The organism is Kitasatospora sp. NPDC059827 (assembly GCF_042731675.1).
In the GTDB taxonomy this organism is placed as follows: Bacteria; Actinomycetota; Actinomycetes; order Streptomycetales; family Streptomycetaceae; genus Kitasatospora.
The window spans coordinates 45,483-70,007 of sequence record NZ_JBHWIV010000040.1 but is presented as its reverse complement, the minus strand read 5'-3'; the positions used below and the strand labels follow the sequence as shown (position 1 = coordinate 70,007).

The 24,525-nt window shown below is 75.0% G+C and carries 21 protein-coding genes; 12 read left to right on the top strand and 9 right to left on the bottom strand.

Annotated features, from left to right (window positions below; all coding sequences use genetic code 11):
- The first annotated feature begins 70 nt into the window (after positions 1-70).
- Positions 71-1,666 (top strand): FAD-dependent oxidoreductase, encoded by a 1,596-nt coding sequence (locus ACFV8H_RS24255; RefSeq protein ID WP_375892308.1) that lies wholly within the window; start codon positions 71-73, stop codon positions 1,664-1,666.
- A 92-nt stretch (positions 1,667-1,758) separates the two neighbouring features.
- Here the strand turns inward: ACFV8H_RS24255 and ACFV8H_RS24250 are convergent, their stop codons facing one another.
- Positions 1,759-2,979 carry an amidohydrolase family protein gene (locus ACFV8H_RS24250; RefSeq protein WP_380403502.1) on the bottom strand — a complete coding sequence of 407 codons (1,221 nt, stop codon included), beginning with the start codon at positions 2,977-2,979 and terminating at the stop codon, positions 1,759-1,761.
- 83 nt (positions 2,980-3,062) lie between these two features.
- Between ACFV8H_RS24250 and ACFV8H_RS24245 the strand changes: the two genes are divergently transcribed.
- Entirely contained in the window at positions 3,063-3,686 is a 624-nt protein-coding gene (locus ACFV8H_RS24245) for a TetR/AcrR family transcriptional regulator (protein WP_380403499.1), read from the top strand.
- Positions 3,687-3,758: 72 nt separating this feature from the next.
- Here ACFV8H_RS24245 and ACFV8H_RS24240 read toward each other — a convergent pair whose 3' ends face one another.
- Positions 3,759-5,165 (bottom strand): gluconate:H+ symporter, encoded by a 1,407-nt coding sequence (locus tag ACFV8H_RS24240; RefSeq protein ID WP_380403497.1) that lies wholly within the window; start codon positions 5,163-5,165, stop codon positions 3,759-3,761.
- A 73-nt stretch (positions 5,166-5,238) separates the two neighbouring features.
- On the bottom strand, positions 5,239-5,793 hold the full coding sequence (locus ACFV8H_RS24235) for a gluconokinase (RefSeq protein WP_380403494.1): 555 nt from the start codon (positions 5,791-5,793) through the stop codon (positions 5,239-5,241).
- Between the two features lie 149 nt (positions 5,794-5,942).
- Between ACFV8H_RS24235 and ACFV8H_RS24230 the strand changes: the two genes are divergently transcribed.
- On the top strand, positions 5,943-6,638 hold the full coding sequence (locus ACFV8H_RS24230; RefSeq protein ID WP_380403491.1) for a FadR/GntR family transcriptional regulator: 696 nt from the start codon (positions 5,943-5,945) through the stop codon (positions 6,636-6,638).
- Positions 6,639-6,798: 160 nt separating this feature from the next.
- Entirely contained in the window at positions 6,799-7,230 is a 432-nt protein-coding gene (locus ACFV8H_RS24225; RefSeq protein ID WP_380403488.1) for a hypothetical protein, read from the top strand.
- On the opposite strand, the gene ACFV8H_RS24220 is transcribed toward ACFV8H_RS24225, so the two are convergent.
- The 4 genes from ACFV8H_RS24220 to ACFV8H_RS24205 all read right to left on the bottom strand — a co-directional run bounded on the left by ACFV8H_RS24220 (position 7,223) and on the right by ACFV8H_RS24205 (position 15,046).
- Positions 7,223-7,981, bottom strand: coding sequence for a metallophosphoesterase (locus tag ACFV8H_RS24220; RefSeq protein WP_380403485.1), 759 nt, complete (start codon positions 7,979-7,981; stop codon positions 7,223-7,225). The genes ACFV8H_RS24225 and ACFV8H_RS24220 overlap by 8 nt on opposite strands.
- Before the next feature lie 19 nt (positions 7,982-8,000).
- Complete coding sequence (locus tag ACFV8H_RS24215) at positions 8,001-12,566, bottom strand: hypothetical protein (RefSeq protein WP_380403482.1); 4,566 nt, start codon at positions 12,564-12,566, stop codon at positions 8,001-8,003.
- 42 nt (positions 12,567-12,608) lie between these two features.
- A complete protein-coding gene (locus ACFV8H_RS24210) occupies positions 12,609-13,484 on the bottom strand; it encodes a hypothetical protein (protein WP_375892322.1) in 876 nt (291 codons plus the stop codon).
- 77 nt (positions 13,485-13,561) lie between these two features.
- A complete protein-coding gene (locus tag ACFV8H_RS24205; RefSeq protein WP_380403526.1) occupies positions 13,562-15,046 on the bottom strand; it encodes a hypothetical protein in 1,485 nt (494 codons plus the stop codon).
- Positions 15,047-15,291: 245 nt separating this feature from the next.
- Between ACFV8H_RS24205 and ACFV8H_RS24200 the strand changes: the two genes are divergently transcribed.
- The 4 genes from ACFV8H_RS24200 (at position 15,292) to pxpB (ending at position 18,729) form a co-directional block, all read left to right on the top strand.
- Positions 15,292-16,329 carry an IPT/TIG domain-containing protein gene (locus ACFV8H_RS24200; protein WP_380403479.1) on the top strand — a complete coding sequence of 346 codons (1,038 nt, stop codon included), beginning with the start codon at positions 15,292-15,294 and terminating at the stop codon, positions 16,327-16,329.
- A 221-nt stretch (positions 16,330-16,550) separates the two neighbouring features.
- The gene (locus ACFV8H_RS24195; protein ID WP_380403476.1) at positions 16,551-17,075 is read left to right on the top strand and encodes a hypothetical protein; all 525 of its coding nucleotides are present in this window, start codon (positions 16,551-16,553) and stop codon (positions 17,073-17,075) included.
- A gap of 143 nt (positions 17,076-17,218) precedes the next feature.
- Positions 17,219-17,995: a LamB/YcsF family protein gene (locus tag ACFV8H_RS24190; protein WP_380403473.1), complete on the top strand. Its 777-nt coding sequence runs from the start codon at positions 17,219-17,221 to the stop codon at positions 17,993-17,995.
- Positions 17,992-18,729 carry a 5-oxoprolinase subunit PxpB gene (pxpB, locus tag ACFV8H_RS24185; protein ID WP_380403470.1) on the top strand — a complete coding sequence of 246 codons (738 nt, stop codon included), beginning with the start codon at positions 17,992-17,994 and terminating at the stop codon, positions 18,727-18,729. The genes ACFV8H_RS24190 and pxpB overlap by 4 nt, the downstream gene beginning before the upstream one ends.
- Here pxpB and ACFV8H_RS24180 read toward each other — a convergent pair.
- Positions 18,726-19,538 carry an alpha/beta fold hydrolase gene (locus ACFV8H_RS24180; RefSeq protein ID WP_380403467.1) on the bottom strand — a complete coding sequence of 271 codons (813 nt, stop codon included), beginning with the start codon at positions 19,536-19,538 and terminating at the stop codon, positions 18,726-18,728. The genes pxpB and ACFV8H_RS24180 overlap by 4 nt on opposite strands.
- A 134-nt stretch (positions 19,539-19,672) precedes the next feature.
- On the opposite strand from ACFV8H_RS24180, the gene ACFV8H_RS24175 reads away from it, so the two are divergent.
- The 3 genes from ACFV8H_RS24175 to ACFV8H_RS24165 all read left to right on the top strand — a co-directional run bounded on the left by ACFV8H_RS24175 (position 19,673) and on the right by ACFV8H_RS24165 (position 22,071).
- Positions 19,673-20,206 (top strand): PadR family transcriptional regulator, encoded by a 534-nt coding sequence (locus ACFV8H_RS24175; RefSeq protein ID WP_375892330.1) that lies wholly within the window; start codon positions 19,673-19,675, stop codon positions 20,204-20,206.
- A gap of 57 nt (positions 20,207-20,263) precedes the next feature.
- Entirely contained in the window at positions 20,264-20,998 is a 735-nt protein-coding gene (locus ACFV8H_RS24170; RefSeq protein ID WP_380403464.1) for a class I SAM-dependent methyltransferase, read from the top strand.
- A 230-nt stretch (positions 20,999-21,228) separates the two neighbouring features.
- Positions 21,229-22,071, top strand: a complete 843-nt coding sequence (locus ACFV8H_RS24165) for an undecaprenyl-diphosphate phosphatase (protein WP_380403523.1) — start codon at positions 21,229-21,231, stop codon at positions 22,069-22,071.
- Positions 22,072-22,161: 90 nt separating this feature from the next.
- Here the strand turns inward: ACFV8H_RS24165 and ACFV8H_RS24160 are convergent, their stop codons facing one another.
- Positions 22,162-23,658, bottom strand: coding sequence for a HEAT repeat domain-containing protein (locus ACFV8H_RS24160; protein WP_380403461.1), 1,497 nt, complete (start codon positions 23,656-23,658; stop codon positions 22,162-22,164).
- Positions 23,659-23,945: 287 nt separating this feature from the next.
- On the opposite strand from ACFV8H_RS24160, the gene ACFV8H_RS24155 reads away from it, so the two are divergent.
- The gene (locus ACFV8H_RS24155) at positions 23,946-24,449 is read left to right on the top strand and encodes a PAS domain-containing protein (RefSeq protein WP_380403458.1); all 504 of its coding nucleotides are present in this window, start codon (positions 23,946-23,948) and stop codon (positions 24,447-24,449) included.
- The last annotated feature ends 76 nt before the right edge of the window (positions 24,450-24,525 follow it).

Genomic DNA, 24,525 nt, shown 5'->3' with positions numbered 1-24,525 from the left:
CCAGCAGGGGCCGCACCGCACCCGAGAGGAGTAACGGCGCAGCCGGAACAGCGCGCCGTACACAACCACCATGGCAACCATCCCGACCCTGGGCGCCGAGCGCACCGCCGGCCGCACCGCTTCCCGCGCCGAGACCCGTGAGCTGCTCGGCAAGGCCACCTACGACCTGCTGGTGATCGGGGGCGGCATCCTCGGCACGGCCGTCGCCTGGACCGCGTCCCAGGCCGGCCTGAAGGTCGCCATGGTCGACGCCGGCGACTTCGCCGGCGCCACCTCCAGCGCCTCCTCCAAGCTCGTCCACGGCGGTCTGCGCTACCTGCAGACCGGCGCGGTCAAGCTCGTCGCCGAGAACCACAAGGAGCGCCGCGCGCTCTCCACCGACGTGGCCCCGCACCTGGTCAACCCGCTGACCTTCTTCGTGCCGGTCTACAAGGGCGGCCCGCACGGCGCGGCCAAGCTCGGCGCCGGCGTGTTCCTCTACTCGGCGCTGTCCGCCTTCCGCGACGGCATGGGCCGGGTCTCCACCGCCGCGCACGCCGCCCAGCAGGTGCCCGCGCTGCGCACCGAGGGCCTGCGCTCGGTGGCCGTCTACGGCGACCACCAGATGAACGACTCGCGCGTCGCGGTGATGACCGTGCGCGCCGCCGTCGACGCCGGCGCCGTGGTGCTCAACCACGCCGAGGTCACCGGTCTGCGCTTCACCGGCGGCCGGGTCACCGGCGCCGAGCTGCGCGACCGCCTGGACGGCAGCGAGTTCGGCGTGAACGCCCGCCTGGTGCTCAACGCCACCGGCCCGTGGGTCGACCACCTGCGCACGATGGAGGACGCCGGCGCCGCGCCGTCGATCCGCCTCTCCAAGGGCGCCCACGTCGTCGTCAAGCGCCGCTCGCCGTGGCGCGCCGCGCTGACCATCCCGATCGACAAGTACCGCGTCTCCTTCGCCATCCCGTGGGAGGACCACGTCCTCCTCGGCACCACCGACGAGGAGTACACCGGCGACCCGAAGGACGTCCGGGCCACCGAGGCGGACATCGACCAGATCATGGGCGAGGCCGCGCACGCGATCCGCGACGAGCACCTCGACCGCGACCTGATCACCTACTCCTTCGCCGGCCTGCGCGTGCTGCCCGGCGGCCCGGGTGACACCGCCGCCGCCAAGCGCGAGACCGTCGTCACCGAGGGCCGCGGCGGCATGCTGTCGGTCTCCGGCGGCAAGTGGACCACCTACCGGCACATCGGCCGCGCGGTGCTGGAGAAGCTGGCCCACGTGCCCGGCACCGGCCTCGCCGAGGACATGTCCCCGATCGCCCCGACCGTCCCGCTGCCGGGCGTCGGCGCGCCGAACGCCGTCGCGCACCGGCTGCTGATCGACCGCGAGCCGGGCTCGCGGATGGAGCCGCTGGTCGCCAAGCACCTGGCCAGCCACTACGGCACCCTGTCCTTCGACATCGCCCGCATGATCGACGAGAACCCGGAGCTCGGCCGGCCGATCCACGCCGACGGCCCGGACGTCTGGGCGCAGGTCGCCTACGCGGCCGACAACGAGTGGGCGTACACCACGGACGACGTGCTGCGCCGCCGCACCACCATGACGGTGCGCGGGCTGGACACCCCGGAGATCCGGGACGAGGTCGAGGCCTTCCTCGCGAAGCGTGGGAACAAGTAGGCACAGCCTCGCGAAGCGCGGGAACAAGTAGACGCGTAACTGCGGTACGGCGGGCGGGCGTTCGGGGTTTCCCCGGGCGCCCGCCCGCTTTTTCACACCACGGCGCCCGCCTTGACCACGTGCCGGAGGTGCCGCTCCGGGCGGGTCAGCACGGTGAGGTCGGCCAGCGGGTCGCCGTCGACGACCAGCAGGTCCGCGTGCGCGCCCGGGGCGAGGGTGCCGATCTCCCCCGCCAGGCCGAGCAGCCGGGCCGCCGTGGTGGTCGCCGAGCGGAGCACGTCGAGGGCCGGCTGGACCTGGGCGCGCAGGGTGAACTCCTCCAGCTGGGCGTGGTGCAGCGGGCCGAGCAGGTCGCTGCCGTAGACCAGGTTGACGCCCGCGCGGTGGGCGAGCTCCAGGGCCTCCAGGCCGCGGTCGCGGACCTCGGCGAGCTTGGCCAGTGAGGCCGGCGGCAGGCCGGAGGCGGCGCCGAGCTTCGCGGTCCGCTCGTAGGCGACCAGGGTGGGGACCAGGAAGGCGTCCTTCTCCAGCAGCAGCGCGACCGTGGTGCCGTCCAGCAGGTTGCCGTGTTCGACGCAGCGCACGCCGGCCCGCAGGGCGCGGTCGATCGCGCGCGGGTGGTAGGCGTGCACGGTGACGTAGCGGTTGTGGTTCTCGGCCTCCTCGACGGCCGCCCGGATCTCCTCCTCGCTGTACTGGACCGCGGCGATCTCGTCGTGCGGGGAGGCGACGCCGCCGGAGAGCAGCACCTTGAGGTGCCGGGCGCCCTTGCGGAACTCGTCCCGGGCGGCGGCGCGCACCGCGTCCACGCCGTCGGCGATCCGGCCGAAGTGGGGGCGGGCCTCGCAGCAGGGCAGCGAGTCGTCGCCGAGCGGGCGCAGGTCGCCGTGGCCGCCGGTCTGGGAGAGCGCCTTGCCGCCGTGCAGCAGCCGCGGACCGGGGACGAGGCCCTCGGCCAGGGCGCGGGCCATGCCGTGGTCGGCGCCGCCGACGTCGCGGACGGTGGTGAAGCCGCGGCGCAGCATCCGTTCGGCCTCGGCCAGGGCGCGGACGGTGGCGTAGCCGGGCGTCCAGTTCGCGACGTCGCGCAGGTCGAGCGAGGTGACCAGCAGGTGGACGTGGGCGTCGATCAGGCCGGGCAGCACGGTGGCGCCCCGTGCGTCCAGGACCCGGACCGCTTCGGTGGCGGCCGGCGGGCGGCCGGTGCCGGTGGCGGTGATCCGGCCGTCGGCGGCCTCCAGCCAGCCGGGGTCGGTGCGGGTGCCGTCCTCGGGGTGGAGCAGGTGGGCGTTGGTGATCAGCAGGCGGGTCATGTCCGGCTCCTTCGGCCGCGCGCGGTTCAGTACGGCTCGTATTGAATACGACTCGTACTGAATACACCATGTATCGTGCTGCTGTGAACCCACCCCCCACCGAAGCCGCCGCTCCCCGACCGCCCCGGCGGCGCGTCCACACCCGGGCCCGACTGCTCGCCGCGGCGAGCGAGCTGTTCCTCTCCGTCGGCTTCGCGCGGACGAGCATCGAGGACGTCTGCGCCGCCGCCGGGTACACCCGCGGGGCCTTCTACTCGAACTTCGCCGGCAAGGAGGACCTGCTGCTGGCGCTCTTCGACGACCAGGCGGCCCGGCGGATCACCGAGCTGGAGCGGCTCGCCGCCGCCTGCGAGGCGCTCGCGCCGCCGGAGCGGGCCCGGCTGCTGGTCGAGGCGCTGCTGCGGGTCGAGCCGGCGGAGAGCGGGTGGATCCTGCTGTTCCTGGAGTTCCGGCTGGTCGCGGCCCGGTCCGCGGAGCTGGCCGAGCAGCTCGCCGCGCACGACCGGACGGTGGCGCGGGCGCTGGCCGACGTCCTGGAGCGGGTGCTGCCCGAGCTGGTGCCGGCCGGAGCCGGGGCCGGGCGGACGGCGGCGGTCGTGCTGGCGGCGCGCGAGGGGGTGCTGGCCCGTACGGCGGCCGGCGGCGAGGCGGCCGAGGAGCTGCTGGCGGCCACCACGGCGGTGCTCTCGGGGCTGCTCGGGCACTGACCGCGAACGCCGCAGGGGCGGCACCCGTACGGTACGGGTGCCGCCCCTGCGGGCGAAGGCGCGCCGGGCGCGCTAGATGATCAGGCTCAGCGGCATGATCAGGGCGATCGCGACCACCGAGATCACCGTCTCCATCACCGACCAGGACTTGAGCGTCTGCCCGACGCTCATCCCGAAGTACTCCTTCACCAGCCAGAAGCCGGCGTCGTTGACGTGCGACAGGAACAGCGAGCCGGCCCCGATCGCGAGCACCAGCAGGGCCGCGTGGGTCGAGGACATGTTCGCGGCGAGCGGCGACACGATGCCGGCCGCGGTGATGGTGGCGACCGTCGCCGAGCCGGTGGCCAGGCGGATCAGCACGGCGATCAGCCAGCCCAGCAGCAGCGCGGAGATGTGCCACTTGCCGGACCACTCGCTCACCGCGTTGCCGACGCCCACGTCGATCAGGGTCTGCTTGAAGCCGCCGCCGGCGCCGACGATGAACACGATCCCGGCGATCGGGCCGAGCGACTTTCCGACGGTGTCGGAGATCCGGGCCCGGTCGAAGCCGGCCGCCCTGCCGAGGGTCAGCATGGCGAGCAGGGTCGCGGCGAGCAGGGCGATCAGCGGGGAGCCGATGAAGTCGAAGACCCGCTGGCCGACCGCCTTCGGGTCGTCGATCACCACGTCGGCCAGGGCCTTGCCGAGCATCAGCACGACGGGCAGCAGGATGGTCGCCAGCACCGCGCCGAACGACGGGGTGCGCTCGGACCTGGTGGTCTCCTCGGGGGCCGTGGCGGCCGGGACCTCCAGCGGGCCCACCCAGCGCTCGGCGACCCGGGCGAACAGCGGGCCGGCGATGATCAGGGTCGGGACGGCGATCAGCAGGCCGAGCGCCAGGGTGATGCCGAGGTCGGCCTTGAGCGCGTCGACCGCGACCAGCGGGCCCGGGTGCGGGGGCACCAGGCCGTGCAGCACCGACAGACCGGCCAGGGCCGGGATGCCGACCCGCATCAGCGGCACGTTGCCGCGGCGGGCGACCAGCAGCACGATCGGGATCAGCAGGACGACGCCGACCTCGAAGAACAGCGGCAGGCCGAGCACGGCGGCGATCAGCGCCATCGCCCAGGGCAGCGCCTTGTTGCCGGTCCGGGACAGCACGGTGTCCGCGATGATGTTGGCGCCGCCCGAGTCCGCGAGCAGCTTGCCGAGCATCGCGCCCAGGCCGATCAGCAGGCCGACGCTGGCCACGGTGGAACCGAAGCCCGTGGAGAAGCTGCTCAGCAGCTTGTCGAAGGGGGCGCCCGCGACGGCGGCCAGCAGGCCGGAGCCGAGCGTGAGGGCGAGGAACGGGTGCAGTTTCAGCTTGGTGATCAGCAGGACGATCGCGCCGATGCTGAGCAGCACCGCGATCAGCAGCTGGGAGTCGCTGCCGGTGTGCGGCAGGGCCGGTGGGGCGGCCGCCAGGAGGGTCGGGGCGAGGGTGGGGGCAATACTCATGCGCCCGCCTCGCTTCGCTCGGCAGGGGCATTCGCCCGTACGCGCCTTCTGTCGGCTCGCTCGCTTCGCTCGCTCACGTGAGGTCTCCATTGACGGGCCGCAGCAGCGCCACGGCCATCTCGACGAGTTCTTCGGGGGACGGGCCCACGTCCAGGACGGCGCCGCGCTCGTCCGCACCCAGGGGCTCCAGGGTGGCGTACTGGGATCCGAGCAGCGACGACGGCATGAAGTGGCCGGTGCGGTGGGAGAGCCGGTCCTCGACCAGCTCGTGACCGCCGCTGAGGTGCAGGAAGAAGGCGCCCGGGGCGGCCGCGCGCAGGATGTCGCGGTAGCCGTGCTTCAACGCCGAGCAGGTGACCACGCCGCCGGTGCCGGACTCGGTGCGCTCCCCGAGCCAGGCGCCGATGGCGCGCAGCCAGGGTTCCCGGTCCCGGTCGTCCAGCGGGGTGCCGGCGGACATCTTGGCGATGTTGGCCGGCGGGTGGAACTCGTCCGCCTCGGCGAAGGGGAGATCGAGGCGGTCGGCCAGGAGGCGGGCCAGGGTGGTCTTGCCGACACCGGAGACGCCCATCACCACGACGGTGAGGGGGGTGCCCGGGAGGGCGCGGTTCTCGACGTTGAGAGCCATCGGTGGTGCTCCTTCGTTGCAGGCCGCCACTATCGCCTCAAAGATATGACGTATTCAAGTGCCGGAAACCAAATCGTCATACTTTTGGAGTGTGGGGTAGGTCGCAGGGCGATGCGCGCCGCGCGGGGGCGGCCGTCTACCCTGGGCGGATGGAGATCCAGGGGCTGCCCGGCCGGGTGCTTGACGAGCTCGGGCCGGCGATCGCGTCCGGGGAGCTCCCCGAGGGCGCGGTGCTGCGCGCGGAGGACCTGGAGGAGCGGTTCGGGGTGTCCCGGACGGTCGTCCGGGAGGCGGTGCGCGTCCTGGAGGGGATGCGCCTGGTGGCATCCCGCCGGCGGGTCGGGATCACCGTCCAGCCGAAGTCGGTCTGGGACGTCTTCGACCCCATGGTGATCCGCTGGCGACTGGCCGGCGCCGACCGGCCCGCCCAACTGCGCTCGCTCGGCTCCCTGCGGGTGGCCGTCGAACCGGCCGCGGCCGCGCTCGCCGCGAGCCACGCCAGCGACGACGACCGGCGCGAACTCAGCTCGCTGGCCGTGGAGTTGACGGTCGCCGCCCGGGCGGCCGACCTCACCACCTTCCTCGGGTACGACATCGCCTTCCACGCCCTCGTGCTGCGCGCCTCCGGGAACGAGATGTTCGCCCACCTCGGCGACACCGTCGGGGCGGTGCTCACCGGCCGGACCGAGTACCATCTGATGCCCCATCAGCCCGAGCCGTACGCGATCAGGCTGCACCGGGAGGTCGCCGACGCGATCTGCGGCGGCGACGCCGCGCACGCCGAGCGGGCGATGCGGACGATCGTCACCGGCGCCCTGGAGGAGCTCGACCAGCAGTTGGGGTGAGCTCCCGCCGCCGCCTGCCCGGATGGCACGGTTTGACGGCAGTTCGGTGGATTCGGACGCATGGTCCGGGTTCGGCGGGGGCAGAGTGAGGTGAAGGGGGCGCAATTCGTGTGCGCCCGTTCCCCGTTCCAGCACCGGATCCGCGCCTGGGGGTCGCCCGATGTCCGCGCCACGCCGTCGCCGCCGCCTACCCGACGAGGTGCGCTCCGCCGCAGTCCGGGCGGTGCTCTGCCTCTCCTTCACGCTGGTGGGCGTCGTCGTCGCGACCCTGGCCTCGTACGCGGGCAGTTGGCTGATGACACCCGCGCTGATGGCGATGGGGCTGGGGGTGTTCGGCACGATGTGGTGCCTGCTGGAGATCCTGATTTCCCGCCAGGTGGCCGCCCAGCGGATGCGCGGGCCGAACTCCGCGCACCCGATGGCGGGCAGCCGGGCCGCCCCCGAACCGCTGGCGCCCCGCCCGTTCCCCCGGCCGGGCAGCGCGCCGCCGCAGTCCTACCGGCCGCCGCAGTCGCCGCAATATCCGCAGGCGCAGTCGCAGTCGCAGGCGCCGACCACATGGCCGGGCGGGGGACGACGGACCGTCAGATGACGATCCGGTAGTGGGTGGTGAGCCGGGAGTCCCCGTCCAGGACGTGGAAGGCGAGCATCGGCGGGTGATCGAAGGTGATGCCGCGGCCGCCCTCGCAGGGCAGGGTGGTGGTGGACACCACGCCGGGCGCGACCAGCACCGGAAGGCCCGCGAAGGTGGTCGCGGCGGGGGTGTGGGAGTGGCCGCAGAGCAGGGCGGCCACCCGGGGGTGGCGGCGGAGCACCCGTGCGAGCCGGACCTCGCCGTACTGGCGGATCCGGTCGACGCTCGGGATGTGCAGCTCGACCGGCGGGTGATGGAAGGCCACCAGGGCCGGCGACTCCTGCTCTCCGGCGGCGAGTCGGTCGTCCAGCCAGTCGAGGGTGGCGTCCGCCAGCAGGCCGTCGTGCTGCCCGGGTATCGAGGAGTCGAGCATCAGCACGTCGACGCCGGGCAGCCGGTGCAACCGGTTGACCGGGTCCGTCGACGGCGCCTCGCCGAGCAGCACCTCCCGGTACGGCTCCCGGACGTCGTGGTTGCCGGGGCAGGTGAGCACCGGGTGCCGGGACGCCAGCACCTCGGCGACCTGGCGGTACTCCTCGGGCGAGCCGTGGTCGGCGAGGTCGCCGGTGACCAGCACCGCGTCCAGCGGGCCGGGCAGGGCGTCGAGGTACGCCATCACCTGCTCGGCCCGCCGCCGGGCGCGCTTGCCGCCGTCCCGACGGTGGACCTGGCCGAGGTGGATGTCACTGAGGTGCGCGATCGTCAGCATGGCGGTCACGCTAATGACTTCACGGCTGGGCGGGAACCTCCGCCGGGCGCTTGAACATCCGGGTGGCGGTGATCTCGCCGTGGATGGTCGGGCCGTCCGGGTCCTGCGGGGCGGGCAGGCCCGGGCGCAGGTGCTCCTCCACCGAGATGTACTTGAGGCCGGCCCGCAGGTCGGCGTCGTTGCGCAGGCGGATCACCAGCGGGAACTCGGCGAGCGCCGTGGTGTCGAACAGGCCGGTGGTGTAGATCAGCTGGACGCCGAGCGCGTCCGCCACCGCGCGCTGGAGCTCCAGCAGGTAGGTGGCGTTGGCGCGGCCGATCGGGTTGTCGAGGAACAGCGTGCCGGCGTGCCGCAGTTGGGACTGGCCGCGGTCGTTGGCGCGCAGCGCGGCCATCGTGCAGTAGAGCGCGATGGCCGCGGTGAGCAGCTGGCCGCCGGAGAAGACGTCGGACATCTGGCCGACGCTCACCCGCTCGGCGCGCAGCACCGCGTCGGGCTTGAGGATCTCGACGCTGACGCCCTTGGGGCCGATCGCGGCGGCGACGCCGCGCAGCAGCAGGGACATGCCGTCGCGGCGCAGGTCGCTGTTCTTCCTGACGGCGGCGCGGGTGGCCTCGTCGATGACCTCGCCGAGGCGCTCCACCAGGGTGGCGTGGTCCGGGTCCTCGAAGCGGATCCGCAGGAACTCCTGGCCGGACCACTCCCCCAGGCCCTCGGGCAGCCGGGACAGCCGCTGGGCGGCCCGCAGGGTGGTGAGCGAGGACTCGACCAGTCCGCGCAGCCGGTCGACGATCGAGCCGCGGTTGCGCTCCAGCTGGGTGAGCTCGTCGGTGAGCACCCGCAGCCGGGGGGCGAAGGCGGTGGCCCAGGCGGCCGCGTGCTCGGGCAGCGCGGACGCGGGCAGTTCGCGGATCTGCTGGCGGGCGGGGGTGCGGACGGCCTCGTAGCGGGCCGCGTTGGCGTGCCGGACCAGGGCGTCGGAGGCGTCCCGGACGGCGAGTTCGGCGGAGGACAGCTCGCCGACGGCCGTGCGCAGGGCGCGGCGGGCGTCGGTGGAGGCGTTGCGGGCCTCGGGCAGCGAGCCGAGGTAGGGCTCGACCGGTCGGCCGTCCTCCTCCTGCTGCTCGCGCAGGCCGTCGCGCAGCTGGCCGGCCAGCTCGTCGAAGTCGGCGGCGGCGGACTGGGCGGCGTCGAAGGTGCGCTGGAGGTCGGCGTGCGCGGTGCGGGCGGTGTCGACGGCCTCGCGGCACTCGGCGAGCCGGCCGGTGGCCGTGCGCAGCAGGACCTGGGCGTGCTCGGGGTCGGCCGGGACGAGTTCCTCGGGCAGTTCGGTGTGCGCCTCGCCGTCGGCCGGGGCGGAGCGCTCGGCGTCGCCGCGCAGGCGGCCGAGCTGCTCGCTGGCGGCGGCGGAGCGGGCCTCGATGGTGGCGACCAGTTCCTCGGCGCGGGCCGCGGCGGCCTGGCGGGCGGGGCCGTCGGCGCCGTCGGGGCTGCCGAGGAGTTCCTCGGCGCGGGTGCGGACCTTGTTGGTGAGGCGGTCGAGCTCGGTCGCGGCGGCGGCCTCGTCGCCCTCGGCGCGGGCCTGCTCGGCGCGCAGGTCGGCGCCGACGCCGACCTTCTCGTACAGCTGGGAGGCGGCCCGGTAGGCCTCGCGCAGGGCGGGCAGCGCGGCGGGGGCGGTCTGCTCGGCGGGCTCGTCGGCCCGCTCGGCGGCGGGGATCTCGGCGCGTTCGGCGCGCAGCGCGCGCACGGTGCGGCGGGCGTCGTCGGCGGCGCGCTGGGCGGCGCGGCGGTCCTCGTCGCAGGTGCGGGCGCGTTCGGCGCAGACGGCCTGGCGGCGGTCGCACTCGGCGGCGTCCTCGGCGAGTTCGCGCTGGCGGCGGGCCCAGGTGGCGCGCTCGCGCAGCCGGAAGGCGAGGCCGGAGAGGGCGTCGGCGCGGCGGCGGGCGCGCTGGGCGGCCTCCCGGTGCTCCTCGTGGGCGGAGGCGGCGGCCGCGTGGTCGGTCTCGGCCTCGTCGTGGTCGGCGCGCAGGGTGGCCAGGGCGGCGGCGGCCTGCTCGGCGTGCTCGCGGCCGGCCTCGGCGGCGGCGGCGAGTTCGGCGAGGGTGCCGGGCGGGCAGCTGGCGTGCCAGGAGGCGAGCCGGGCGGCGAGGGCGCGGTCGGCGCCGAGCCGGCCGGCGAGTTCGCGGATGTGCTCCTCGCGGGCCGCGGCGCGGGCGCGCAGTTCGCGGCGCTCGCCGTCGGCGGCGGACTCGTCGTGCATGGCCGGGTTCGGCGGCACCAGGAAGAAGGCGGGCCGGTCGGTGATCGGAGCGATCAGCGAGGCGGCGGCGCCGACGGCGACGGTGGAGCGGGGCAGCAGGGCGGCGGCCTGGAGGGCCTCGCGGGCGCGCTCCAGCGAGGCCGGGTCGGTGACGACCACGCCGTCCACCAGTTCGGGGCGGGCGGCGAGGATCGCCTCGTGGTCGGCGGGGTCGACGGACTGGGCGAGGTAGCGCCAGCCGGGCAGCGCGGGGATGCCGTGCTCGGCGAGGTACTCGACGGTGGCCAGCACGTCGGGGCCGGGCGGCAGCAGGCCGCCGTCGCCGAGGGCTGCGAGGATGCGGGAGTCGTCGGCGGCGGCGGTGCGCAGGTCGAACAGGGTGCGTTCGGCGGTGGCGATGGCCTCGTCGAGGAGTTCGCGCAGGTACTCGGCGTTGCGGTCGAGCACGGCGGGGGTGAGGAAGCCGGCGTCCTCCTCGGCGCCCTCCTGGTAGGGGGTGAGGGAGAGCAGGTCGGCGAGGCGCTGCTCGGTGGCGAGCAGGGCGGCGGTGCGCTGCTCGGCGGCCAGCGCGCGGGCCGCGTCCTTGCGGGCGTCGCCCGCCCGTTCGGCGGCGAGTTCGGCGCGGGAGGTGGCGGCGGCGGCCTCGCGCAGCCGGGTGGCGCAGGCCTCCGCGACGGTCCGGGCCTGGGCGAGGGCCGCGGCGGCGGCCTGCTCCACGTCGGCGGCGTGCAGGGCGGCGCGGGCCGGGTCCGCGTCGCCGTCGGAGTCGATGAAGCCGGCCTCGACGGCGGCCTCGGTCTCCTGCTCGACCTCGGCGAGGCGCTGGCGCAGGTGCTCGGCCTCGCTGCGGGCCTTCTGGGCGGCGGTGGCGGCCTCGGTGGCGGCGGACTGGGCCTTGCCGCCGTCGTCCTGGAGCTCGCTCGCTCGCTGCTCCTCGGTGTCGGCGCGGGTCTCGGCGGCCTCGGCGGCGGCTTCCAGGGCGCGGGCGAGCGCGCCGGCGGCGCGGGCGCGGGCGGCGAGCGCCGGGGCGGCGTCCAGTTCGGCCTCGCGGATGGCGACGGCGACCCGGGCGACCCGGTCGGCGGCGGCGCGCTGGCGCAGCACGGCCTCGGCGGCCTGCCAGGCGGAGTGCAGGGTGCGGGCGTCGATGAGTTCGCGGCGCAGGGTGGCGGCCTCGGCGGTGGCCGCGGCGAGGCTCAGGGTGGCGTGCCGGTGGGTGAGTTCGTCGGCGATCAGGCTGTGCCGGGTGCGGTCGGACTCGGCGGCGGTGACGGCGCTCACGGCGGCGGCGACCTCGATGGCGAGGTCCTGGGCGCGGTCGCGTTCGGCGGCGGCGCGGGAGGTGAGGGCGTGGGCGAGGCGGCGGGCGCGGCGTTCGGCGGTGCGGTGCGCCTCGCGGACGGTCTCGCGGGCGGCGGTGGCCTCGACGATGCGTTCCAGCAGGTCGAGCGAGCCGGCGGTGAAGTCGCGTTCGGCGGTGAGTTCGGAGCGCAGGCCGAGCTTGGCGGCGAAGCCGTGGACGAGGTCGGCCAGGCCGTCGGTGTCCCGGGTGTCGGTGACGGCGCGCAGCAGCAGGTCGGTGAAGTCCTTGTCCTGCTTGACCGCGAAGAGGCCGGCCGCCTCGCCCTCGTCGGCGTTCATCTCGCGCTGGTAGCGGAAGAGTTCGGGGTCGAGGCCGAGTTCGCCGAGGTGCTCGGTCCAGCGGTCGTGGCCGTCCTCGAAGACCAGGTCGAGGTGGGGGTGGGCCTTGCCGGCCTCGGTGAGGGCGTCGCGGAAGCCCTTCATGGTGCGGCGGCGGCCGCGGGCCTTCTGGTCGCCGACCAGGCTGACCCGTTCGGCGACGGGGAGCGAGTCGAGGGTGAGGCCGGGGCCGGGACGGAAGGAGTACCAGGTCTCGGCGAACTTGCGCGGGTCGGAGGAGACCTGGCGGCCGCGCCACTCGCTGACCTTGCCGACCACGATCGGTTCGCCGGTGACGGTGTGCTGCCACTCCAGGGCGACGTGGCCGCAGTCGTCGGCGAGCAGGAACTTGCGCAGCACGCCGGAGCTGGCGCCGCCGAGGGTGTTGCGGTGGCCGGGGAGCATCACCGAGAAGATCAGCTTGAGCAGGACGGACTTGCCGCCGCCGTTCTCCAGGAAGAGCACGCCGGCCGGGGCGGGGCGGCGGACCGGGCCCTCGGTGTCCTCGCCGAACAGGCCGATCTGCTGCGGGGCCGGGTCGGCGACGGGCTCGCCGACGCCGCGCAGGTCGAGCACCGTGTCGGCGTAGCGCGCGCCGGCCGGTCCGATCGAGTAGAGGCGGACCCGGTTGAGCTCGTACATGTGCGGCGGTTCTCCGTGCGTCTTATGGGGTTGTCAGAGCGATCAGAGCGAGTGGAACGGCAGGCCGGCGTCGGCGACCAGCTCGTCGCCGGTGTCCGGCGGCAGCAGGCTGGCGGTGCCGTCGGAGACCGGGACGATGCCGAGGTCGAGCAGTTCGGCCATCGCGGCGCCGCCGGCCAGGTCGCGGACCTGGAGCTGGTAGCGGGCGGTGGTGCGGTAGGTGCCGCCGGAGTCGTCGGAGACCTTCTGCAGGAAGCCGGAGTCGACCAGGAACATCACCGCCTTGGCCACGATGCCGATGGTGGAGCCGGAGAGCCGGCGGGCGTCCTTGGTGGCGCCGGTGGCGGTGCGCCGGGCCCAGACCCGCCAGGCGGCCTCCAGCCCGGGGGCGTCGCTGGCCGGGTCGGTGTTGGCGCCCTCGGCGTCGGCCTGCTCCTCCAGGCGGCGGCAGGCCTGGCGGACGAAGGAGTCGACGCCGTTGACGGTGATCCGGCCGAGGTAGCCGTCGTCGGCGAGGTCCTCGGGGCGGGGGAAGGCCATCGCGGCGACGGCGAGGTGGGCCAGTCCGTGCAGGAAGCGGTCGGTGGACTCGGAGGCGGCGCGGCGCGAGTAGTCGCCCATCCGGACGGCGAACAGCGACTCCTCGGCGGCGGCGACGGCCATGCCGGCCCGCGGCGAGACCTCCAGGACGACCAGGCCCATGCCGGTGGCGACGGCGTCGGCGAGGCGGGCGAACGGCGGGTCCTCGCGGTGGCGGCGGACGAGTTCGGCGTACTCGGCGTCGCGGGCGGGGAGCAGCTTGGCCTGGAGGCCGAAGGAGACCAGCCGGGCGGCGTCGGCGACGTCGGCCGGGGTGATCGGCGCGGGGGCCGCGGGTTCGGTCTCGGCCGCCCAGGACGTGTCGTGGTGGGTCGTCACGGACGGTGCTCCTCGGGGGTGGCGCGGTGGGGGTGGTTCGTCAACGGGGGTGCCTGTGGGTGTCGCGGCCGGGCCGGTCAGCCGGCGTCCTTGCGGTCGGCGGCCATGCCGACCGCGTCGAGCAGGGCGCTGCCGACGATCAGGTCGGCGCCGCCGAACTCCCGGTCGCGCAGCGGGGTGCCGTCGTCCACGGCGAACAGCAGCCGCTCCTCGCCCTGGCGGTAGGCGGTGCCGACCGGCGGGCTGGCCGCGTGCACGGCCAGCAGGGCGACCAGGTACGGGAGTTCCGGGTCCTGCTTGCGGGCGTCGGCGAGCAGGCCGGAGAGCCGGCGGGGGGCGTCCGGGGGCAGGTCGAGCAGGACCTGGGCGGCTTCCAGCTGGGCCTCGGAGAAGCGGCTGTCGTCCGGGGTGGCGACGAGGTCCGGGTCGGGCAGTTCGGCGCCGAGGTGCTCGCGCTCGACCGGCGGGGTGAGCAGCAGGTCGACCAGGTCGGCGACCCGGACCGAGACGGGCGTGCGCAGTCCGGCGCCGCGGGCGAAGAAGGCGCCGGTGGGCCGGACGGCCTGCTCCACCGGGAGCCGCAGCACGGGGGCGAGCAGCTGGCCGTACAGGTCGATGCCGCTGCGGGCGCCGGGGGTGGCGAAGGCCTGCCGGTCCTGCTCGGCGCGGAACAGCGGCCCGGCCTCCAGCAGCCGGGTCTGGAGCTGGGTGTGGCGGCGGATGCAGTCCTTGACGATGTCGACCAGTTCGGCGGCGCGGCGCTTGTGCTCCTGGTCCTCGGCCTCGTCGCGGGCCTTGCGGATGTTGGTGAGAATCGCGTTCTCGTGCCGGTAGCGGTCGGCGATGTGGTCCAGCGCCTCGTCGATGAGGTCCGGGACGGCCTGCATCCAGTCGACCGCGCGGACGTTGCGGCGGGTGGCGTCGAGCGCGCGGCGCAGCGTCTCGGCGTACTGGACGGTGCGGTAGCGGGCCTGTTCGGCGGCGAGCTGGGCGTCGGCCAGGCGGCCGCGGCGGATCAGCACCTCCAGCTTGACCTCGGCGGCGATCTGGGCCGAGGTGACGTCGGTGTCGAGCGCGCCGACCAGGACGTTGACCGCCTCGTCGGTGGTGCGCAGGTAGACGCCGCCGTCGGGGCCGGGGACCTCCTCGATCAGCTTGAAGTCGTAGTCCCGGCGGACGTACTCGCCGTCGGCGCCGAAGGTGCCGTAGACGGCGCGGAAGCCGCGGTCCACGCTGCCGACGTTGATCAGCGACTCCAGCACCCAGCGGGCGACCCGCTCGTGCTCGGGGGCGGGCCGGCGCGGGGCCTGGGCGGCGACCCGGGGCAGCATCCGGGCGAGCACTATCTCGCGGTCGGCCCCGGTGTCGAAGTCCATGTGCAGGGTGACCAGGTCGATCGCGGCGAGGCCGACCTCGGCCATCGCGTAGCCGCCGTACTCGCCGGCCAGGTTGACCTTGCGGTTGTCCAGGTCGTGCAGCGGGGCGGTGCAGGCCAGCGCCTTGAGCCGGCGGGCCAGGCCCTCGTCGGCGGCGGGGCCGGGCGCGGGCCGCGGTGCAGGCACGGCGGCGCCGGCGGCCGGGCGGAGGCCGGGCTCGGTGGGCGGGTCAGCGATGACGGTCACGGTGGACAAGATTAGAGGTTCGCACCGACATCGACCGAAACGGACCTTGTGGACGGGCGGAGCGGCAGCTGGGCGGCGGTCCCCGGGGCCGAAACGGAACGGGGTTTCGACGGGATTCCGCCATTCTCGAACGGTCATGCGAGAAAACCGTGAGGTCAGCGCGATGGTTCGGTGATGATCGACCCATGATCACCCGACTGGCGAAAGCCGGCCTCGCCGCCGCGCTGTCCGTGACCACCCTCGTCACCGGCGCCGCCGCCGCCACGGCCGCGCCGACCGATACGCCCGGCCCCTCCGCGCAGCACGTGACGGTCTCACTGAACGGCTACCTGCCGCGCACCGCCCCGCCCGGACCGGGCCAGTTCTCGGTCAGCTGGACCTCGGCCGGCACGGCCGACCTCACCGGGCCGACCCACATCACCCTCGACCTGCCGCAGGGCCTCACCACCGACGGCGCGATGTTCTACTCCACGCCGTACGACTACACCTTCACCGAGACCGTCTCGCCGGACGGCCGCCACCTGGACGCCGTCCTGGTGGGTTCCCGGCGGGCCGGGTTCTCCGAGTTCATGAAGGTGAAGCTCTACGGCGACCCGACCAAGGCGTCCGGCCGGCTGGTCGCCACCGTCGGCAACCCGAACGACACCGACCCGACCGGCCACGTCGCGATCGTGGCACTGGACGGCAGCACCCCGACGCCGGCCGTCCCGAACGCGCCGGCCGTGACCGGCCTGGACACCACCACCGGCCCGGGCACCGGCGGCACCGCGGTCACCGTCAGCGGCAGCGACCTGGCCCACGGCATGGTGCTGGTCGGCGGCGTCCCGGCGCCGGGCAGCTGCACCGACACCGCCTGCACGGTGACCACCCCGGGCGGATCCGGCAGCGCCCCGGTCAGCGTGGTCACCCCGGGCGGCACGGCCGCGGCACCGGTCACCTTCGACTACACCGGCGCCGCCCCGCCGGCGCCGCCCGCGCCGGTGGTCACCTACCTGGGCCCGGCCACCGGGCCGGTGGCCGGCGGCACCTCGGTCGCCATCGCGGGCCGCAACCTGACGTACGGCGCGGTGCGGTTCGGCGGGGTGCCCGCCAACCGGGTCTCCTGCGGCCCGCAGTACTGCACGGCGTACGCGCCGCCGGCCGGCGGGCCCGGGCCGGTGGACGTGACGGTCACCACGGCGGGCGGCACCAGCGCGCCGATGACGTTCACGTACACGGCGTAGCCGCACCCCCTCCCGGTGCCCGGGTGCCGCTTCGGCGCCCGGGCACCGGTGCGTCCGGGGGCGGTCGTCCGGGGGCGGTCGCCCGAGCGTCGTCGGCTTCCCGGGGGCCGTGTTGAACACGTTCAAATCGAGGGTCTAGAGTCGGCCGTACGCAGACGGGACAAGGCCCGCCTGCACAACCGGCATGGGCGCGCGCCCGGCGCGCGCGGGAGGTGTGCGTGATGGACGGCGATCCTGCGGTCATCCTGCGGCGGGTCCGGCGCTGGCTCGGGTTCTTCCTGGTCTGCCTGGTGCTGAGCGGCCTGACCGCCTTCCCGCTGGAGACCGAGACCGGCTGGCTGGTCGACCTCGCCACCGGCCCGGCCGCCCCGCTGGCCGACCGCTTCCCGGGCGCCGCGGCCTGGTTCGAGCGGGTCCACACCGGCCTCGTCGAGACCAACCGGAGCTACCCCTTCCTGGCGTACGGCAGCGACTGGCTGGCCTTCGCCCACCTGGTGATCGGCGCCGCCTTCTGGGGGCCGCTCAAGGACCCGGTCCGCAACATCTGGGTGATCCGCTGGGCGGTGCTCGCCTGCGGCGCGGTGATCCCGCTGGCGCTGATCTGCGGACCGCTGCGCGGGATCCCGCTGGCGTGGCGATTCATCGACATGTCGTTCGGCGTCTTCGGTGTCATTCCGCTGCTGATCGTGCTCCGTGCCCTGCGCCCGCTGGAACGTTCCTTCCAGGAACGCCTTGCCGCGAACTGAGCCGACCGCCCCGGGGTGCCGCCCCGGGGCGCGTGCGTGACGGCTGCGCGCCGGTGGGTCCGTCGGCCGTCCGGGTGACGGGCAACGGGCTTCACCGCCAGGCCCTACCATCTGGCTCAACAGCTGCTGGGAGGCGGACGGGCGTGGCCGATGCGGTGATCGATCTCAATGCGGACCTCGGCGAGGGGTTCGGACGCTGGACCCTGACCGACGACGAGGCCCTGCTCTCCGTGGTGACCAGCGCCAACGTCGCCTGCGGCTTCCACGCCGGGGACCCGTCCACGATGCGCCGGGTCTGCGCCCTGGCCGCCGAACGCGGCGTCCGGATCGGCGCCCAGGTCTCCTACCGCGACCTCGCGGGCTTCGGCCGCCGCGCCATGGACGTCCCACCGGAGGAACTCGCCGACGAGATCGCCTACCAGATCGGCGCCCTCCAGGTCTTCGCCCGGGCCGCCGGCTCCCGGGTCTCCTACGTCAAACCGCACGGCGCGCTCTACAACCGGGTGGTCTCCGACTCCGAACAGGCCGAGGCCGTGGTGGCCGGGGTGCTGCGGGCCGGCGCGGTCTGCGACGGGCCGCTGCCCGTCCTCGGACTGCCCGGCTCCCGGCTGCTCGCCGTCGCCGAGGGGGTCGGACTGCCGGTGGTCGCCGAGGCCTTCGCCGACCGCGCCTACACCTGGGCCGGCACCCTCGTGCCGCGCCGCGAGCCCGACGCGGTGGTGCACGACCCCGAAACGGTCATCACCCGGGCCGTCGGGATCGCCCGGGACCGCACGGTGGAGGCCGTCGGCGGCGACCGGATCGCCGTCGAGGCCCGCTCGCTGTGCGTCCACGGCGACACCCCCGGCGCCGCCCAGCTCGCCTGGCGGATCCGTGGGGCACTCGCCTCGGCCGGGGTGCGGGTCGAGGCGTTCGCGTGACGGGCGGCGCCGGGGAGCGGCTCGGCGGGGACCCGCCCGACAGGGGACCGCTCGGCGACCCGCTCGGCGCGGGCGCGTCCGTGCGGCGGGTCGGCGAGCGGGCGCTGCTGGTCGAGCTCCCGGGGACGGCCGAGGTCGCCGCGCTGTACGGCTGGCTGCGCGACCGGCAGACCGGCGGGGAGCTCGGCGAGGTCGGCGAGATCGTGCCCGCCGCCCGCACCGTCCTGCTGGACGAGGTCGCGGACGTCACCGCGCTGGCGGCGCTGCTGCGCACCGCCCGCCCGACGGCGGCCACGACCGCGGGCGGGCCGCTGGTGGAGATCCCGACCGTGTACGACGGCGCCGACCTCGCGGAGGTCGCGGCACGCTGGGGCGTCTCCGCCGAGGCGGCCGTACGGATCCACACCGAGCCCGAGTACGTGGTCGCCTTCTGCGGCTTCGCCCCCGGCTTCGGCTACCTCACCGGACTGCCGCCGCGGTACGGGGTGCCGCGCCGGGCCACCCCGCGCAGCGCCGTCCCGACCGGCTCGGTGGCCCTGGCCGGGACGTACACCGGCGTCTACCCGAGCCCGTCCCCCGGCGGCTGGCAGCTGATCGGGCGGACGGCGCTGGCGCTCTGGGACCCGGCCCGGGAGCCGGCGGCACTGCTGGCGCCGGGGGTACGGGTCCGGTTCACGGCGGTACGGGCCGCCGACCACCGTCCGGAACCTCTCCGGCCGTCCCGTCCGACCTAGTCGGCAGTCTGCGTCGGCCCCCCGACCTGGTCGGCAGCCTGAGTCGGCCCCCCGAGCGCCGTGGCGGCCGCCACCGCGAAGCCGTCCGGGTTGTCGAGCATGATGGTGTGCCCGCAGTCCGGCACCTCCACCACCCGGACCCCGGCCGCGCGCAGGCCGTCGGCGTCCGCGGGGGCGTCCGCCTCCGGGTGGAGGAAGGTGCGCGGGAGGTCGAGTCCGAGCAGCAGTGCGCGCATGGTCGGCTCGCTGCCCCGGGCGAGGTGCACGGCGCTGCGGTGGAGGGCCTCGGGCCCGGCCAGCCGCATGGTCGCCCACCAGGACGGGCCGACCCGTTCGGCGACCTCCGCCCGGCCACCGGCCAGGAACTCGGCCTCGGTGCAGGCCGCGATCCCGCTGCTGCCGATCCGCTCGGGGTCGGGCGCGATCGGGTCGAGGTTGGCGTCCACCAGGACCAGCCGGGAGACCAGCCCGGGGTGGCGGTGCGCCAGGACGATCGCGATCGCGCCGCCCATGCTGTGGGCGACCACCTCGACCTGCCGGAGCCCGGCCGCCGCGACGGCCGTGGCGACCGCGTCGGCGTGCTGCTCCAGGGTGTAGCCGAAGTCGGTGGGCCGGTCGCTGATCCCGAAGCCGAGCAGGTCGAGCAGCAGTGCGCGGCGTCCGGTGAGCAGCGGGTGGGCGGCGGCGGCCGCGAAGTGGACCGGCGAGCTGGCGCCGAGGCCGTGCAGGTAGAGCCGGGCGGGCTCGGCGCCGGGCAGCTCGACCCAGCGGATCCGGTCGCCGTTCGGGGTGACGGGGGCCTCGCGCACGTGCACACACTCCTGGGTCGGGTCGCTCGGCGGTTCCGGTTCGGGACTGCCGAGGCCAGACCATACCTCGAAACCGAGGTATACCGGAATCGATATACCGGCGCACCGAGACACCGATCTGGGAGAGTGGCCCCATGCTCAAGCTCGCGATCCTCGGCTTCCTGTACGACCGCCCGCTGCACGGCTACGAACTGCGTCGCCACCTCGCCGCGCTCACCGGTCACATCCGCCCGATCAGCGACGGCTCGCTCTACCCCGCGATCAAGCGACTGGAGGCCGACGGCCTGCTGGTGCGCGAGACCGAGCCCGGCAGCGCCGCCGCGCCCCGGCACACCCTCCACCTGACCGGAGCCGGCCGCACCGCACTGCTCGACCGGCTGCGCGCACCCGAGCCGCTCGACATCAGCGACGGCAACCGCTGGACCACCGTGGTCTCCTTCCTCCGCCACCTCGACGACCCGGCCGCCCAGGCCGCCGTGCTCCGCCGCCGGCTGACCTTCCTGTCCGAGCCGGCCAGCTTCTTCTACGAGGGCGAGCGCCCACGCAGCGCCGAGGAGTTCGCCGACCCCTTCCGGCGCGGCCTGCTGCTCACCGCCCGGGCCACCACCGAGGCCGAACTCGCCTGGCTGCGCGCCACCTTGGCGGATCTGGAGCTCCTGACGGGCTGACCGAAAGCCGCCCGGACCGCCTTCCCTCCCCGCCCCGCGCGTGTTCCGATGGCCCCCATGGGCAACGACTTGCACGAGAACGGCGGCGCGCACGAGCACCACGGGCGGCGTGAGGGCTACGAGGGCACGGGCGCGGGCGCGATCACCCCGGACGGCTGCGCGGTGGAGGTGTGGACCCGCCTCCCGGTGGGCGACGCCCCGGACGTGATCGAGGCGGCCGCCCCGCCCGGCGCCCGGATCCTCGAACTGGGCTGCGGCGTCGGCCGGATGACCCACCCGCTGGTCGAGCGCGGCTTCGCCGTGACGGCGGTGGACGAGTCCGCCGAGATGCTCGCCCGGGTGCGCCCGGAGGTCCGTACGGTGCGCAGCCCGATCGAGCGGCTGGACCTCGGCGAGCGCTTCGACGTCGTGCTGCTCGCCTCCTTCCTGGTGCACGCCGGCGATCCGGCCGTCCGCCAGGGCCTGTTGGAGACCTGCCGTCGCCACGTCGCCGGGGACGGCTGCGTCCTGGTGCAGCGCGAGGGCGAGGACTGGCACCGGAACGTGCCGCGGGAGAGCCGGATCGCCGGGACGGACGGGGTGGCCAGGATCCTCTCGGCGACACCGGTCGGTGCCGGGGTGAATTCGGTCCGGACGGAGTACGTCTTCCCGGACGGCACCTGGACCCAGACCTTCCTGTCCCGCCCGCTCTCGACGGCGGCCTTCGAGGAGGCCCTGGCGGACGCCGGGCTGCGGATCGAGACGTACCTGACGGACGATCGCACCTGGGTCCGGGCCCGGCCCGCCGGCTAGCCCGGCGCGGGCCCGGTGCGAGCCCGGTGCGAGCCCGGTGCGCAAAGTCCGATTAAAGGGTGAACAAAGAACTGTTACCTTCACCCCGTACCATCGGCCGCGCGCCGGGCCCGTGCGCGGCCCGGGGTCGCGCGGGTCGCGGTCGTCCGCACGCCCGCTCCGACCCGCGAGGACCCGCCCATGCCGCACCCCCGCCACGCCCGCCCGATACCCCCGGCGGGTGTTCGGTGATCGACTGGTTCCACGGGGCCGTTCTCGGCCTGGTCCAGGGGCTCACCGAGTTCCTGCCGATCTCCTCCAGCGCCCACCTGCGGGTGTTCTCGGCCCTGTTGGGCTGGGACGACCCGGGCGCCGCCTTCACCGCCGTCACCCAGCTCGGCACCGAGGCCGCCGTACTGATCTACTTCCGCCGGGACATCGCCTCGATCGTCCGCACCTGGGCACTGTCGCTGTTCCGCCCGGCGCTGCGCTCCGATCCGGACGCCCGGACGGGCTGGTTCGTGATCCTCGGGACGCTGCCGATCGGCGTCCTCGGCAAGCTGTTCCAGGACTCCATCGAGACCCACCTGCGCGACCTGCGGGTCATCGGCACCACGCTGATCGTGTTCGGCCTCGTGCTGGCCCTCGCGGACCGCACCCGCGCCGTCCGCCACGCCCGTCCGATCACCGACCTGACCCTGCCGCACGCGGCCGCCTACGGCTTCGCCCAGGCGCTGGCGCTGATCCCCGGGGTCTCCCGCTCCGGCGGCACGATCAGCGCGGGCCTGCTGCTCGGCTACAGCCGGGAGGCGGCGGCCCGCTACTCGTTCCTGCTCGCGATCCCGGCGGTGCTCGCCTCGGGGACGCTGGAGCTGTTCAAGATCGGCGAGGGCCCGGCACCGGCCTGGGGTCCGACGATCCTGGCCACCCTGATCGCCTTCGCGGTCGGCTACGCGGCGATCGCCTGGTTCCTCAGGTACATCTCGAACAACAGTTTCCTGCCGTTCGTGGTGTACCGGGTGCTGCTCGGCGTTCTGATCATCGGTCTGGTGGCGGGCGGCGTGCTGGCGCCGGACGCGGGCTCGGTCAAGTAGAACGCCGTTCCACCGGTGGCCGGAACGGCCCGGGAAAGCGGTGGGCCGGGGCACCGACACGGTGCCCCGGCCCACCCGGTGCCGACGGACCTACCGCCCGGGCTCCCGGGCGGTCAGCCGGCCGCGTACGGCGGCGTGGACCTCGGCCTCCTCGGCCGGGTCGGCGGCGAGCCTGCGCAGTCGCTCCAGCACACGCGCGTCGCCGGTGGTGGCGACGTGGCGCGCGGCGAGCTCGCGGGTGGACTCCTCGCAGTCCCAGAGGCACTCGACGGCGGGCCCCTCGGGGAAGCGCACATCGGTCACGGCCAGCGCCCGGGCGGCGCGGCCGCGCAGTTCGGAGGAGGCGGCCTCCCCGTAGACGTGGCGCAGGACCGGGACGGCGTCGGCGGCGGCCAGCCGCCCCGCACCGTCGACCAGGGACCCGAGCCCGGTACCGCTGACCCCGTGCACGGAGATCCAGCGGCGCAGACCGGCGACCACCAGCGGGGCGTCGGCCGGCTCGCCCGCGTCGGCGAGCAGGCGCACGGCGGTCTCGCCGAGCGCGCTGTCGGCGCCCCCGCTGGCCGGGTCGGCCCAGCGGCGGGCCTGCGCCAGCACCTCGGGGCCGCGCATCCGGCCGAGCAGCTCCAACGCGGCCCGGACGATCCGGTCGTCCACGTCAGCTGCGGCGGCCTCGATCAGTTCGAGGGCGGCCCGGTCGCGCTGGTCGACCAGGTAGCGCAGGGCGGCCCGCCGGGCGCCGGGCAGGCCGTCCCGGGCGGCCTCCAGCAGGAGCGGACGGTCCTCGGGGCGGACCACGGCGGTCAGACAGCGGGCGGCCGCGGCGGCCCGGCGGTCCACCGCGTCGGGGCCGGAACGGTCCTCGTCGGTGCGCACGGGCTCGGGGCGGCTCAGGAAGGCACCGGCGCCGAGGTCGCCCAGCTGGCCCTGGTCGGCCCAGGCCAGGACGTCGGCGGTGGACCAGCCCGGGGTGACGCCACCGCGGTTGAGCTGGCGCTGCCAGAGGTCGAAGGGCGACTGCTCGGCGGCGGCGGCCACTCTCGGGTGGTAGGCCGCCCAGAGCCGCCAGGGCCTGGGTTCGTAGGCGTTGCGGATGAAGTCGCGCAGCTCGGCGTCGCCCTCCGGGCCCGGCGGGAACCGGTCCAGCACGGCCGTCCCGAGCAGCAGCAGGCCCCGGTCGTCGTCGCGCAGGGCGAGTTCGTCGAGGGCCCAGGCCCAGTTGGCCCCCGTGGCGGCGTACTCGCGCAGCATCAGCAGCGCGTCGCGCCGGCCGTAGGCGGCGAGGTGGCCCAGGACGGAGAGGGCGAGGCCGGTGCGGCTCTCGTCGTCGCTGACGAGGTCCTCGGCGGAGTGGAGGTGGTCCTCGATGCCCTCGAGGGAGGCCTCCAGCTCCATGTAGAGGCGTGCGTAGTAGAGGGAGCGGCTCTCGACCTGCCAGTCGGCCCGCGGATCCCTGGTGACGCATTCCTCCAGCGCGGCGATGGCCTCGGCACGGTCGGCGGCCAGCGCATGGAGCTGCCCGTCACCACGGCCTCGTTGCAGGAGGCCAAGGAGGCTGGCGCTAGGTGCTATCACTGGCTCGAACATGAGGTCAGCATCCGTTGCGGCGGTCGTAGTGGCAACGGGATTTCCGTCGCCGGGGTCTCTGGTCGGTACTGCGGTGGGCGCCCGGGCGCCGGAATCACCGAAGGTTACCGCCTCGGACCCCCTTCCGCACACAGGGCGACGAAGGCCGCTGCCACAGTGGCATATGCCAGGGGAACTTTGCCTGCGTTCTGTCCAAATCGCCCACACCGCCCGGAACGCTGTGCGACAGTCTTCTCACCACCACGACACCCCGCACACGGGGGGACACACCGAGCGATGGACCCGTCATGAACATGTCCTCAGGCACCGCCCGCCCGCCGGACACCGCCACGGTGGTGGACGGCGCCCGGGCGGGCGCGGACGGCAACGCCGACGACGGCTCCGACAGCGGAACGGACGGCAGAGTGGACGGCACGGCGCAGGAGCCGTCCGGGCCCCACCTCGGCGGCGGCACCGGCGAGGACCGGCCCGTCGGCTCGGCCGAGTGGGACCTGCTGACCGACGGAGTCCGCTGGGACCAGGCGACCTACCTCCTCCTCGGTTGCGACCCGGGCCGCGGCCCGCTCAGCCTGGACCGGCTGCCCGACCGCCTCCCCGAGGCGGACCGGCCGCTGCTGCGGCGGATGATGACCGACGCCCTGGTGCACGGCCGGCCGGCCGCCGGCACCCTGCGGATCCGACGCCCCGGCGGACGGCACGACCACGTCGAGTGCGCGGGCGAGCCCGTGCTCGACGCCGACGGCACCGTCACCGCGCTGCGGATGCTGCTCCGGCCGGCCCCGCCGACCTGAACCCCGGGCCCTTCACGCCCGGGCCTTTCCCCCTCGCGCCCTTCCCGACCGGGCCCTTCCCGCTCGCGCCCCGCCC